Origin of the sequence: Thiohalocapsa sp. (assembly GCF_019695415.1) — a bacterium.
In the GTDB taxonomy this organism is placed as follows: domain Bacteria; phylum Pseudomonadota; class Gammaproteobacteria; order Chromatiales; family Chromatiaceae; genus Thiohalocapsa.
The window spans coordinates 3369-16405 of the sequence record NZ_JAIFKJ010000184.1 but is presented as its reverse complement, the minus strand read 5'-3'; the positions used below and the strand labels follow the sequence as shown (position 1 = coordinate 16405).

The 13037-nt window shown below is 66.8% G+C and carries 13 protein-coding genes; 8 read left to right on the top strand and 5 right to left on the bottom strand.

Annotation, left to right across the window (positions count from 1 at the left end; genetic code table 11):
• Nucleotides 1-51: 51 nt before the first annotated feature.
• A complete protein-coding gene (locus tag I6U14_RS05170) occupies nt 52-885 on the bottom strand; it encodes an undecaprenyl-diphosphate phosphatase (RefSeq protein WP_296897432.1) in 834 nt (277 codons plus the stop codon).
• Nucleotides 886-1045: 160 nt separating this feature from the next.
• Here I6U14_RS05170 and I6U14_RS05165 point away from each other — a divergent pair, with 160 nt between their 5' ends.
• The 6 genes from I6U14_RS05165 (at nt 1046) to I6U14_RS05140 (ending at nt 6060) form a co-directional block, all read left to right on the top strand.
• A complete protein-coding gene (locus I6U14_RS05165) occupies nt 1046-1216 on the top strand; it encodes a hypothetical protein (RefSeq protein WP_296897430.1) in 171 nt (56 codons plus the stop codon).
• Between the two features lie 33 nt (nt 1217-1249).
• On the top strand, nt 1250-1462 hold the full coding sequence (locus tag I6U14_RS05160) for a hypothetical protein (protein ID WP_296897428.1): 213 nt from the start codon (nt 1250-1252) through the stop codon (nt 1460-1462).
• Between the two features lie 161 nt (nt 1463-1623).
• Nucleotides 1624-3984 (top strand): Tex family protein, encoded by a 2361-nt coding sequence (locus I6U14_RS05155; protein WP_296897426.1) that lies wholly within the window; start codon nt 1624-1626, stop codon nt 3982-3984.
• A complete protein-coding gene (locus I6U14_RS05150; protein ID WP_296897424.1) occupies nt 3981-4349 on the top strand; it encodes an SET domain-containing protein-lysine N-methyltransferase in 369 nt (122 codons plus the stop codon). The genes I6U14_RS05155 and I6U14_RS05150 overlap by 4 nt, the downstream gene beginning before the upstream one ends.
• A 269-nt stretch (nt 4350-4618) precedes the next feature.
• The gene (locus tag I6U14_RS05145; protein ID WP_296897422.1) at nt 4619-5062 is read left to right on the top strand and encodes a peptidylprolyl isomerase; all 444 of its coding nucleotides are present in this window, start codon (nt 4619-4621) and stop codon (nt 5060-5062) included.
• An 11-nt stretch (nt 5063-5073) separates the two neighbouring features.
• The gene (locus I6U14_RS05140; protein ID WP_296897421.1) at nt 5074-6060 is read left to right on the top strand and encodes a RibD family protein; all 987 of its coding nucleotides are present in this window, start codon (nt 5074-5076) and stop codon (nt 6058-6060) included.
• Between the two features lie 148 nt (nt 6061-6208).
• Here I6U14_RS05140 and I6U14_RS05135 read toward each other — a convergent pair whose 3' ends face one another.
• Complete coding sequence (locus I6U14_RS05135; RefSeq protein WP_296897419.1) at nt 6209-6763, bottom strand: EF-hand domain-containing protein; 555 nt, start codon at nt 6761-6763, stop codon at nt 6209-6211.
• Between the two features lie 357 nt (nt 6764-7120).
• Between I6U14_RS05135 and I6U14_RS05130 the strand changes: the two genes are divergently transcribed.
• A complete protein-coding gene (locus I6U14_RS05130) occupies nt 7121-8794 on the top strand; it encodes a glutamine--tRNA ligase/YqeY domain fusion protein (RefSeq protein ID WP_296897417.1) in 1674 nt (557 codons plus the stop codon).
• 79 nt (nt 8795-8873) lie between these two features.
• Complete coding sequence (locus tag I6U14_RS05125) at nt 8874-9446, top strand: DinB family protein (protein ID WP_296897415.1); 573 nt, start codon at nt 8874-8876, stop codon at nt 9444-9446.
• 38 nt (nt 9447-9484) lie between these two features.
• Here the strand turns inward: I6U14_RS05125 and I6U14_RS05120 are convergent, their stop codons facing one another.
• The 3 genes from I6U14_RS05120 to I6U14_RS05110 all read right to left on the bottom strand — a co-directional run.
• Nucleotides 9485-10378 carry a hypothetical protein gene (locus I6U14_RS05120; protein WP_296897413.1) on the bottom strand — a complete coding sequence of 298 codons (894 nt, stop codon included), beginning with the start codon at nt 10376-10378 and terminating at the stop codon, nt 9485-9487.
• 14 nt (nt 10379-10392) lie between these two features.
• On the bottom strand, nt 10393-12297 hold the full coding sequence (locus I6U14_RS05115) for a DUF4914 family protein (protein ID WP_296897411.1): 1905 nt from the start codon (nt 12295-12297) through the stop codon (nt 10393-10395).
• A gap of 510 nt (nt 12298-12807) precedes the next feature.
• Nucleotides 12808-13037: TMEM165/GDT1 family protein (locus I6U14_RS05110; RefSeq protein WP_296897409.1), on the bottom strand; the 230-nt coding region annotated here is incomplete at its 5' end.

Below are 13037 nucleotides of genomic sequence, written 5' to 3'. Positions count from 1 at the left end.
AACCGAAAACCGGCGTGCGACGGGTATAACAGAACGCCTGAGTCCAGCGGCTCACATCAGCACCAGCCAGAGGATGATTCCGCCCAGCAGCAGCCGGTAGAGCACGAAGGGGAGCATGCTGACGCGCTCGATGAAGGCCAGGAAGAAATGAATGGTGAGATAGGCGACGATGAAGGACAGGCCCGCGCCGATGCCGAGCGCCGCCCAGTCCACCGGGCCGGTGGCCTCCAGTAGGTCCTTGGTGGCCACAGCGCCGGCGAGCAGGATGGTCGGAATCGCCAGCAGGAAAGAGAAGCGCGAGGCGGCGTGGCGCGTGAGGCCGATGAAGAGCCCTGCCGTCATGGTGATGCCCGAGCGCGAGGTGCCCGGGATGATGGCAATGGCCTGAAACAGGCCGATGAACAGCGCTGCGGCCCAGTTGACAGCGTACTCGTCCATGCGCCGACTGCCGCGCCAGTCCGCATACCAAAGCAGCAGCCCGAAGCCGATGGTGGTTCCGGCGATGACCAGCGCAATGACCGTGTCGTCGCTGCGCAGCACCTCCAGCATGTCCTTGAGCGGTAATCCCAGCACCAGGATCGGCAGCGTTGCGATCACCACCATCCAGCCGAGCCGGGCGTCCTTGCGGCGCTCCGGGGTCAGCTCGCCCCAAGCTCGACGTGTCAGGCCACCCGCCATTGCGAGCGCCATGCTGGCGAGGTCGCGGCGAAAGTAGAAGACCACCGCGATCAGTGTGCCCAGATGCACGGCCACGTCGAAGGACAGGTCCTGGAGCCGGTAGCCGAAAAGCAGTGGCGTCAGGATCAGGTGGCCGGAGCTGGAAATGGGCAGGAATTCGGTGAGCCCCTGCACGAAGGCCAGGAGGACGATCTGGATGCTGTCCATGGAGAAGACTTGTTTCGGGCTTGGGCTTGGAGCGGCGGATCTCTGCCGGGCTTACCCGGCGGGCGCAAAGCATAGCGTGAAAGTCGGCGCGGGACTGCACCGCCGCGCGCGGTCCTCTCGCTGTAATTGCAGTCGTTCTCTCAATTGCAGGGGCCGGGCCTTGGCCAACCTCGTCGTGCGAGATCTTGATCAGCGCATCGTCGATGGGCTCAAGCGGCGTGCCGCCGGCTATCGCTGCGTAAGTGGGCTCCGGAAAACCCGCATCGACACCCCGGAAGCGCTGACATCCGTCCTCGAATGCCGCATACTGTGGTTCATCAGCAGTCACTGATTCACTCATGCAAGAGCTGGCGGGAGGAGCGCCTTGGCGGCACAGCAGAAACCCCTCCTGGAGGTGCGTGTCGAGACAATCTGCGAGCGCGGTTGCCGCAGGGTTTGGGACGCCATCGACAGTCTGGGGCAGGGCATCGACCTGCCCGAGACGGCGGACCGCGACGCAGCCGAGCGCGATTGGGTACTGGCTGAGCTGAAGGCCGTCATGTCGGTCTACGGCGCGCGCTGCGGCGTTCAGCAGTAACCCTGCCCTAAGCGCCGGCATTCCGGGTTTACCGGCGGGCCCACCAGCCCTGTGCGGGCAATCGCCCCCGACCCCTGACGAATCCGCCAGCCCGGCTGGCCAGGGGCATCCCGTTTGCCTAGAATGAAGGTCCTGTTCGAATAGGACTGGCATTCAAGGGCATGCAATCCATCGTTCAAGTCCTCTCTCAAGATCTCAGCGCCAGGCCTGCCCAGGTCGAAGCGGCCATCGAGCTTCTTGACGGCGGCGCCACCGTCCCCTTCATCGCACGCTATCGCAAAGAGGCCACCGGCGGCCTCGACGATGCCCAGCTGCGCCTGCTGGAAGAGCGCCTGACCTATCTGCGCGAGCTGGAGTCCCGGCGCGCCACGGTGCTTGCCAGCCTGAAAGAGCAGGGCAAGCTCACTGACGCGCTCCGCGAGGCCGTGCTGGCCGCCGACAGCAAGCAGCGCCTGGAAGACTTGTACCTGCCGTACCGGCCGAAGCGTCGTACCAAGGCGCAGATGGCGCGAGAGGCCGGGTTGGAGCCGCTGGCCGACGCCCTACTGTCCAAACCGGAGCTTGTGCCCGACGATCAGGCGGCGGACTTCGTGCGCCCGGAGCAGGGCGTTGCCGACACGGCGGCGGCCCTGGAAGGGGCGCGGCAGATCCTCATGGAGCGCACCGCGGAGGACCCGGAGCTGGTGGGTGCCTTGCGCGAGGCCCTGTGGCAGCGGGGCGTGCTCAAGTCCCAGGTGCTGCCGGGGCAGGAGACGGCCGGTGCCAAGTTCTCGGATTACTTCGAGTACGCCGAGCCCATCCGGCGCATCCCGTCACATCGCGCGCTGGCGCTGTTCCGGGGCCGAAACCAGGGGGTCCTGAGCCTGGAGCTGACGGCCGGCGACGAGCCGGATGCCGATGCGCCGCTGCGCTCGCGTGTCGCCGCCCACCTGGGGATTGCCGAGCGCGGCCGCCCGGGTGATGCCTGGCTCATGGAGACCGCCCGCAAGGCTTGGCGCGTGAAGCTCCTGACCAGGCTCGATCTCGACCTTAAGGGTCGTCTGCTCGAGGCCGCGGAGGCGGAGGCCATGCGCGTCTTCGCCACCAATCTGCGCGCGCTGCTGATGGCGGCCCCGGCGGGGCGGGTGCCCACCATGGGGCTGGACCCGGGGCTGCGCACCGGGGTGAAGGTGGCCGTGGTGGACGGGACGGGCCGAGTGGTCGCCACGGACAGCGTCTTCCCGCACGCCCCGCGCAAGCAGTGGGACGAGACCATCGCCACCTTGGCGAAGCTCTGCCGGGCGCATGGCGTCAAGTTGGTGAGCATCGGCAACGGCACCGCCTCGCGCGAGACGGACCGCCTGGTGCGCGAGCTTGCCAAGCGCCATCCGGAGCTCGGCCTCACCGGCGTGATGGTGAGCGAGGCGGGGGCCTCGGTGTACTCGGCGTCGGAGTACGCCTCCCGCGAGCTGCCGCAGTTGGATGTGTCCCTGCGCGGGGCCGTGTCCATTGCGCGGCGCCTCCAAGACCCGCTGGCGGAGCTGGTGAAGATCGATCCGAAATCCATCGGCGTCGGCCAGTACCAGCACGACGTCAACCAAACGGGCCTGGCCCGCTCGCTCGACGCGGTGGTGGAGGACTGCGTGAACGCCGTGGGCGTGGACCTCAACACCGCCTCGGCGCCGCTTCTGGCGCGGGTCTCCGGTATCTCCACGGGCCTGGCCGAGAACCTGGTACGCCACCGCGACGAGCACGGGCCCTTCCGCAGCCGTGCCGAGCTGCTGGGGGTGCCGCGGCTCGGCGAAAAGGCCTTCCAGCAGTGCGCCGGCTTCCTGCGCATCAATGACGGCCAGGAGCCGCTGGACGCCTCGGCGGTGCATCCGGAGGCCTATCCCGTGGTGCGACGCATCGTCGAGCGCACCGGCAAACCTGTGACCGCGCTGATGGGCGATCGCAAGGCACTGCGGGGGATCGCCGCCGAGCAGTTCGCCGACGCGCTGTTCGGCGTGCCCACGGTCCGCGATATCCTGGTGGAGCTGGAAAAGCCCGGTCGGGACCCAAGACCCGTGTTCGAGACTGCGGCGCTCAAGGAAGGCGTGGAGCAGCCCGAGGACCTGGAGCGCGGCATGGTCCTGGAGGGCACGGTGACGAATGTGACCAACTTCGGCGCCTTTGTGGATGTCGGCGTGCATCAGGACGGCCTGGTGCACATCTCGCAGCTCGCGGACAGGTTCGTCGAAGATCCGCACCGGATAGTGCGCTCCGGACAAGTGGTCAAGGTGAAGGTCTTGGATGTGGATCTGGCGCGCCGGCGAATCGGGCTCAGCATGCGCCTGGACGCCCCGCTGGAAGACGGCGGGCAGCGCAATGACCGGCGCCGGGCCGATGGCGAGCGCGGAGACGGGGGCCACCCGCGGCAGCACGCGACCCTGGGGCGTGGCAAGCGCCCGCAGCAGGAGGGCAGCAGCCGCGGGCGTCGCGAGCAGCGCACACCGCAGGGGGCACTCGCGGCGGCCTTAGAAGCCGCGCGCCGAGGCGAATGACCGACACCGAGCCGGACTCAGCGGCCGGGGCAGGCGCGCCCGGGCTGCGCGCTCGGGTGTACCGCGGACCCTCGCCGATCCATGGGCAGGGCTGCTTTGCGCGGGTGCCCTTCGCGCCGGGGGACTACATCGGCACCTATACGGGTCCGCCGGCAACGCGCAACGGCACCTATGTGCTCTGGGTCAGCGACGATGGCGAGCACTGGCACGGCCGCAGCGGGCGCAACCTGCTGCGCTGGCTGAACCACAGTGCGGCGCCCAACGCCGCTTTCGACGGCTTCGACCTCTACGCCCTGCAGGCCATCGCGCCGGGAGAGGAACTCACCTTCGATTACAACAACGGCGAGGGCGACGCCTTCGACTGAAAGCCCGGCACGTCGCGCCATTCCCTGCCCCGGCAGACGCGGGGGTTTCTGGCTCAAACCGTCGAGAATCGGCCGGCCTATGTTCTGCGCGAGCTGGCGGAACTGCTGCACCAGGGCGTGCAAACCCCGGCTGGTACCTGTTTGCGTCGGCACGGCATGGTGTTCTAAGGTGAGGCACACGATATCGCCGGCCTACGACGTACCTGCCGGCACATTCCAACCCTGCTGCGGGAGCACACAGTCCGCAGGCAACGCCGGAGGACCAGCCCATGTCCGCAGACACGCAGAAATCCGCCGCCCCTGGTGATACCGTCAAGGTTCACTACACCGGCCGACTGGTCGATGGTACCGAGTTCGATTCCTCCCGTGGCGCCGAGCCACTGGAGCTCACCCTGGGCCAGGGACAGACCATCCCGGGCTTTGAAGACGCCATCATCGGCATGGCGGCCGGCGAGCAGAAGTCCGTCACCATCCCCTGCGACTCCGCCTACGGTGCCCGCAATGAGGAAATGACCCAGACCGTGCCGCGCTCGGTCATCCCAGAGGATATCGAGCTCACCCAGGGCATGGTACTGAATGCCCGCAGCCCCGAGGGGCAGACCGTCAGCTTCACCGTGGCCGCTTTCGATGACGAGAACGTCACGGTCGACGGCAACCACCCGCTGGCGGGGCATGACTTGGTGTTCGAGCTGGAGCTGGTGGCCGTCGCCTGACGGAACAGCCCGTGCGGCGCTCCTCCGCGCTGCATCCTGGCATCGGCGATGAACAACGTGCAGCCGGCGCCGGTGCGTCGATGACGGGCCAGCCGCAGACCCCCAGGCCGCCGCTCGGCTTGGAAACTGCCTGGGCGGCACTGCTGGCGGCAGCCGGGCGAGACGTTTCGGCACCGGCAGAGGCTGCACGCTGGCTCAGCCGCGGCATCGACGGCGCCCAACATGCTCAAGCCAATGCGCCCGCGCAGGTACAGGATCTCCTGTCCTTGTATGGGCCGCTTTGTGCCGACGGCGGCTGGGTGGTGGGCCACTTGGGGCAAAGCCTGGATGGCTGCATCGCCACCCATCTCGGGGAGTCCTGCTTCGTCACCGGCCCAGACAACATTCTGCACCTGCACCGCATGCGCGCCCTCTGTGACGCCGTGGTCGTGGGGGCCGGCACCGTCGCGAGCGACGACCCGCAGCTCACCACGCGGCTGGTATCCGGTCCGAGCCCGGTGCGCGTCGTGCTGGATCCGCGCGGGCGGCTCGGCGCAGACCACCGACTGTTTCAGGACGGCGCTGCACCAACGCTGTTGTGCAGCACAAACGCCGTGGGCAAGACCCGAGCGCCGGGCCAGGCAGGGTTGCTGGTACTACCGCACAACAAGGACGGGCTGCGGCTGGACGCACTGGTGACGGCGCTCGCCGAGCGCGGGCTCAAGCGGCTCTTTGTGGAAGGCGGCGGGGTGACCGTCTCCCGCTTTCTGGCGGCGGGGCTCTTGTCCCGCCTCCAGATTGCGGTGGCGCCGCTGATCATCGGTCAGGGCCGGCCCGGGCTGAGCCTCCCGCGCACGGAGCGGCTCGCAGATGCGCTGCGGTTGTCGCCCCGCATCTTCCGCATGGGCGCGGACATACTCTACGACCTCGATCTGGCTGCGCCGGAGGCAGCTACAGATGCAGGGCAGGGGGGCGGCGCCCCGGCGGCGGACGAGGGAGTGCTGCGACAGGTGCGGTGAGGTCTGATCGCTGCTCAGTCGCTGCTCGGGGGCCTTTGCACGGGCCAGCTGTCGCCGTGACGCCGAGTTGTGGGGCAGACCGACTGCGCGTCGCTGACGCCGCGGACAGTGAGTCACGGCATCCTTGCCGTGGCCGGCGTGTGGTGGCTTATTCTGTCGACGGCTGACTCTGCTGCATCTGCTCCATCTGCTGCTGCATCTGTTGCATACGCTCCTGCATCTTGGCGCGCATCTCTTCGAAATAGGTCGTGGCCTCCTCCATGTCGGCATTGCCGTCGCCGCTGGTGTCCATGGCTGAAAAGGACTCCCGGGTGGGCTGCTCGAACTCGTCCAGATCCACCTTGCCGTCGTCGTTCTTGTCCAGATTGTCGACGAAGGTTTTGCCCGGATCGGGCATGCCGCGCTCCTTCATGGCTTCCATCATCTCGGCCGGCACCTGCTCGGCAAAGGCGGCGCTTGCCTCTTCCACGTCGATGAAACCGTCGCCGTTGGCGTCGTTCTTCTGGAACTGTTCTTTCTGCGGTGCGGTGGCCTCTTCCATGGAGATGCTGCCGCTCTCATCGGTGTCCAATTTCTGCATAAAGGCCTTGGCGGCATCGGCGGCCTGCGCCCCGCCGCCCGCGGCGGGGTCCTGGGCGACGGCGACATGGGCCGCAAAGCCGGTGCACAGCGCGAGCGCGGCGAGGGGGATGAGTCTCTGCATGAATCGATTCTCCAAAGGGTGGATGAGTGGGAGGTTAAGGACGGCGCTGCCCATGCGACCGGCCCGTCGCCGGCGGACTGCGCGCGCAGCAGCCCTGCGACCAACCGCCTGACAGGGTAGTGATCGTGACGGCCGCTGGCAAATGCCAGAATCTGCTGCGTGCATTTCTGTACGTCGGAGCCGACGTCGGCAGCGGCCACACCACCCGCGCTGGGACCGTGCCGGCGTTGTCGCAGATGCGTGCGCCCTTCTAAGCAGACCCGCAAGCAAGTATGCTGGGGCGTTCATCGCGGCGGTTGCGCGGTGCCGGCGGCGGCATCCCAAGACCCGCCGCGGCCCGAGGCTCCGACCATACTGATGACCGACACCAACCGCACCAATTTCATCCGCCAGATCATCGACGCCGATCTCGCCTGTGGTAAGCACCAGAGCGTGTGTACCCGGTTCCCGCCCGAGCCCAATGGCTATCTGCACATCGGACATGCGAAGTCCATCGTGCTGAACTTCGGCATTGCGGAGGACTATGGCGGCGTCTGCAACCTGCGCTTCGACGACACCAACCCGCACAAGGAGAACGTCGAGTTCGTCGAGTCCATAAAGACCGATGTGCGTTGGCTCGGGTACGACTGGGGCGAGCGGCTCTACTTCGCCTCGGACTACTTCGAGCAGCTCTACGGCTTCGCGGTGGAGCTCATCCAAAAGGATCTGGCCTATGTCTGCGATCTCTCGGCGGAAGAGACCCGCGCCCGGCGCGGCACCTTGACGGAGCCCGGTCAGGACAGCCCCTACCGCAATCGATCTGTGGAAGAGAATCTAGACCTCTTTCGGCGCATGCGCGCCGGCGAGTTTCCGGACGGCTCCCGCACGCTGAGGGCGAAGATCGACATGGCGGCACCCAACATCAATCTGCGTGACCCGGTGCTCTACCGGATCCGCCACGGCGTGATTCACCATCAGACGGGCAATGCCTGGTGCCTGTACCCCACCTACGACTACACGCATCCCATTTCGGACGCGCTGGAGGGCATCACCCACTCACTGTGCACCTTGGAGTTCGAGGATCATCGCCCGCTCTACGACTGGTGCGTGCACAACGTCTCGGTGCCCTCCAAGCCGCGGCAGATCGAGTTCAGCCGGCTCAATCTGGAATACACGGTGATGAGCAAGCGGCTGCTGACTCAGTTGGTGGAGGAGGGCATCGTCGCCGGCTGGGATGATCCGCGCATGCCCACCATCGCAGGCCTGCGCCGCCGCGGCTTCACGCCCGGGGCGGTTCGGGAATTCTGCGAGCGGATCGGTGTCACCAAGGCCGACAACCTGGTGGAGATGGGTATGCTCGAAAGCGCCATCCGCGACGATCTCGACCGGAATGCACCGCGCGCCATGGCGGTGTTGCAGCCGCTCAAAGTGGTTCTCACCAACCTGCCGGACGACGCACCGGCGCAGATCACCGCGCAGAACCACCCCAAGCGCGAGGACATGGGCACGCGTGCGCTGCCGTTCGGTGCCGAGCTGTACATCGACCGTCAGGACTTCGCCGAAGACCCGCCCAAGGGCTTCAAGCGCCTGGTGCCGGGCGGAGAGGTGCGCTTGCGCAACGCTTACGTGATTCGCTGCGATGAGGTGCTCAAGGATGACGCAGGCACAGTGACCGAGCTGCGCTGCTCGGTGGACCCCAAGACCCTTGGCCGCAATCCAGAGGGCCGCAAAGTCAAGGGTGTGATCCATTGGGTCTCGGCGACCCACGGGGTGGCAGCCACTGTACGCCTCTACGATCGGCTCTTCAGCGTGCCGCAGCCGGGCGGTGCGGGCCGCGACTTCCGGGCAGACCTGAACCCTGCGTCGCTGCGCACCCTTACAGACTGCGTGCTGGAGCCGGCCTTGGCCGCTGCACCCCCGGGGACGCGCTACCAGTTCGAGCGCGAGGGCTACTTCGTTGTCGATGCCGATGGCACCCCCGAAGCGCTGGTGTTCAACCGGACTGTGACCCTGCGCGACACCTGGGGTAAGCGCCAAGCGGGTGGCGCCTGAACTGGTTCAGGCGCTGTACTGCGCCAGCCTCCAGTAACAAAAAGGGCCGACATTCCGCAGCATTCGAAGGAGATCGGCGATGAGCGACAACCAACAGCTCGACCCGCCAGGCGCGGGCATCCCCTGGCACGAGCGCCAACTCATCGGCGCAGGTGTGCGTGCGGCCGCGAGCTTCCTGTCAAAAGACCGCCTGACCGCATTGTTCCGGGAAGAGGCCGAGCGAGCCATCGCGCTGGCCGGCAGCGTCGACGAGGCCGCGGGACGCCGACGTGTGTTGGTCGGGCGCTTCTTCGGCATTGAAGACAGCAGCCGGCACTGGTCTGTCTACATGACGCTGGAGCATCTGGTGATCGTGAACTCCGCCATCGCCGCCACGCTGCCGCGGCTCTTCTCCGGGCTGGAGATGGTGGACAGCGTGCGGGTCGAGGACTTCAAGCCCGTCCCGGAGGCGGGCCCGGAGCAATTGACCGACCTCGCCAATGTCGTGGAGCGCTATACAGACATGGTGGATAAGCTCGGCAACCTGCGCGCGGGCATCCGCTTTCCGCATCCCTGGTTCGGGGAGCTATCGGCGGCGCAGTGGCATGCCCTCGCCGCGGTACACAACAGCGTGCACCGCCGGCACATCCAGCGCATCCTGCGCGCCCTGTGAGCCGGCTGGCGCCAGTCGGTGGGTTTCTTCACAACCTCTCAGTAGGTGGCCGCCGCGGGCGCCGGATAGGGCACCAGAAGCTCGTAATCCACCAGGGCCCAGAGCGTCTGCCCGCGCCGGCACAGCAAGCGCCGCCCGTCGGCCGCAGTCCGCACAATGAGGTGCCGCGGCTTGTGGTCCAGCACATCCCAGCCGAGCCCGCGCAGACGGGCCCGCGCGGTGTCCGTCAACTCCCGCAGCTCTGCCGCCGTCAGATGGCCCTGCTGATGGGCGGCCTCCGCGTCGATACCGTCGATCCATCGGTAGAGCAGGATATACATTCGCTCCCAGTCGTAGCCCACCTTAGCGTCCTCCGGCTGTGCGGCTTGGTCCTCCGCCAGCACACGGTCGTACCACCAGCGGCGGTGTGCGATGCGGCCGAGCTCCCAGTCGAGGTAACGGGTCGCCGGTGAGTAGATGGCCAGCGGCGCCTTGGTGGGCACGCGGGCGCCAGCCTCGGCGCGCAGCCGCTCCACGTGGGCGAATTCGGCGAAGGGCGACAGGAACTCGCTCGCAGCGATGCGATCGCGCTCCTCCCAGTCGACCACTTCTCCCGGCGCCATGGAGACCAATGCCTCCTGCGCGAAGCGGCTGAACTTCACCACCAGCGCGAAGCGTGTGCAGACGGGGTGGGGTACCGGCACGCGGTAGACGGCACCGGTGGCCCCAGCGAGCTGGCGGCCGATCTTGCTGAGCCGCTCGCCGACGAACCATTGCGAGGGCAGAATGGACGCGAGCACAGGCCAACCGTGGCGGGTCACATACAGATCCCCCGCCTGCTTGCCGCGCAGTTGCAGGTAGTCGACCCCGAAGATTCTGCGCCGCAGGCGATTGGGTACGGCGTCGAAGTGCCTGTGCCGATACAGGTGGAGACCGAAGTCGAACCGCTCCACCGACGTATGCCCCCTCAGACGTCGTCCGGCTCCAGGAACGGCTGCTCCAGCAGCCGGCCGTAGTCATCCAGCCCGCCGCCCTCGAGACAGCACTCGATGATGCGCTTTCCGGTGGGCAGCAGGTCCGGCACGAGGAAGGCCTTGAGCTCCCGGTGGAAGAACTCGGTCAGGATCGCTGCACCCTGGTCGTAAGCCGCCGGGCCAACCTCCGGCTGCTGGTCGACCTCAAAGAACCAGTGCCCGATGGTGCTGCCCTCCACCATAATCTTGCTCGGCGTGTAGCCCAGCAGCGGACACCGGCTCGGGCGCAGGCGATTCCCGGCGAAGCGGGCGCCGCCGCGCCGGGCGAGATACTCGCGGGTGATCCATTGCGGCATGAAGCCTACGTCCCAGGCGCCGATATGCTGGTTCGGGATCAGCACGTAGCGGACCTCCGGCGTCTCGATGATCTGATTCAGCAGCAGGTTGGCATGGTCCACCATGCGCCCGGTGGCGAAGGGCCAGTAGGAGCCGACGCCCTCCGAGGTCATGCCGGCTGTTTCGACGATGCTCGGATTGGCGTGACCCCGCGGCGCCACCAGCCGCCAGAGCCAAGCAAGCGCAGGCGGCAGCACGTGGAACAGCCCGATGATGCCGTAGCTGGGCCGCTCGGCGGTGCAAGGCGGGGTCCGCACGCCCATGCTGCGCACATCCACGTCTACGGCCCCACGCACCACGTCCGGGATGATCTTGCGCGGAATGATGACGCGCGGGTTGGGGCAGGGCTCCCCAGGGGCGTCTTCGATATGCTCCCAGAGCAAGGTCGTGGCGCCCGGATGGCCCTGGATGTTGAGAAACAGCAGCGGCACCGGTGGATGCACCGTCAAAGACTCGATATGCGGGTCCGTGCCATAGCTGTCGATGTGGTTGCAACGGACGAACCAGGCCTCTTCCGCGTCCATCAGCGTCAGCTTGCCGTTGCCTTTCTCGAGCGACGGGTGGCAGAGCGCCATGTCGTCCGTCACGGGGCGCAGCTCGCAGCCCTGTGGCAGGGTGAGGGTGCGCGCCTCGCCAGTGATGAGATTGCGGCCGATGAGCAGCGTGCCGTCGGCCTGGCGATGCGCGTATTCCAGCATCTCGCTCTTGCCGCCGCCGCTTGCGCCCTCGTGCGACAACACCACCCGGTTCTCGTAGGGCGTCACAACCTGCACGGTGGAGCAGTGCATGGTCACCCAGCGCTCTTCCTCACCGATGTTGAGCAGCACGCCATAGACACCCTTTTTGGCACTCGGGCCTGGGTACAGGTTGTAGCTGAAGAGCTCGTGCAGCCCTTCGGTGCGGTTATGCACCACCACTTGGCGCCCGTCGAAGTGCGTATGCCGAAACGGCGGTGCCACATAGATGACGGCCTTGGGCGAGAAGTCGTCGGGAAGATCTTCCACCGGCACGATGCCTTGCAGCAGCGCGAGCCCCAAGGCGAAGAAGCCGGCATTGTCCGGGGCGATCACCAGTGCCTGGGTCGCCGGGCTCGGCAGGCCGGCATAAAACGGGAAGACGGCGAGCGGCTGCGTCTTCAGCCAGTCGAATGTTGCCTGACGCACCGGATCGAAGGATTCTCCGAAGCGCTCGATGTAGGTGGGCTTGTCGGTCGGGCGGCTGTCGCCAATGACCATGCAGTCCGGGTCCCGCCGACGCATGTAGGGCTCGGTGTAGTTGGCGCAGATGCCATTACGGGTACGGCAGACGGTGGCCTCCACCACGCGTCCAATCCCCGGCACGTCATAGGCGACCTCCTGCTCGCCGTCGGCTGCATCGCGCACGGCGAGCGCCAAAAGCTCCTCATGCGTTCCCGCCACCGAGACTCTCGGCGCGGAGCTCAACAGGTCGATGGTCTCAGGCGGCAACGGCAAATCCAGCAGGGGATGCGACGAATGACTCATGGATACGGCTTCCGTGAGTGGATCGGGGATGGGCGGAGAAGACCTGAATCTACGAAGGGTCAGTGGGACCAGGTAACCCGACCGGCGATCAGCCACTGAAATTGCGGCTTACGCGGATACTACCGACAGTCGCCGGCACGCAGCCCCTCTTGCGCATCGGGAAATCCGCAGACTCGGCGGATAATCCGAGGTATCACGAAGCAATAGCCGATGCTGCGCCCGTGCGTATTCGGCAACGCGCACCGCCGTGGCCGAAGGGGGCGCACGCGCGTCTACAGCGCCGGCGTGGTGCCAGACATCTCGGGTCGGAAGTGGCGCGCCGCTGTGTGCGGCGCTTGCCGAGGGGGAGTCGCGCTCAATCGGGGTGAAACGAGACTCGCCCTCGACGACTTTACATAATATACATTATGCGCAACTATACATTGTGCGCGCTCTTGGTGTAGGCGCGATATAGCGATGTCCGGTTTGTGCAAGCTGGTTCAGATCGACGGCTCCGAGTTACCGACCTGTCTAAATCAGATGGCCCAACGCCAGGAGACCGAAGGCGATGAAGAGCACGGCTGCGCCGCGGTGCACCCAGCGCGTCGGGATGCGCCGCAGGAGCGTACAGCCGAACAGGATACCGATCAGCGAGACGGTCCAGAGCCCCAGGGTGCCGCCCGTGAACACGGCCCAGATGTCGCCGGTTCCCGCCGCCAGCGCAACGACTGCCAGCTGTGTCTTGTCCCCAAGCTCCGCCA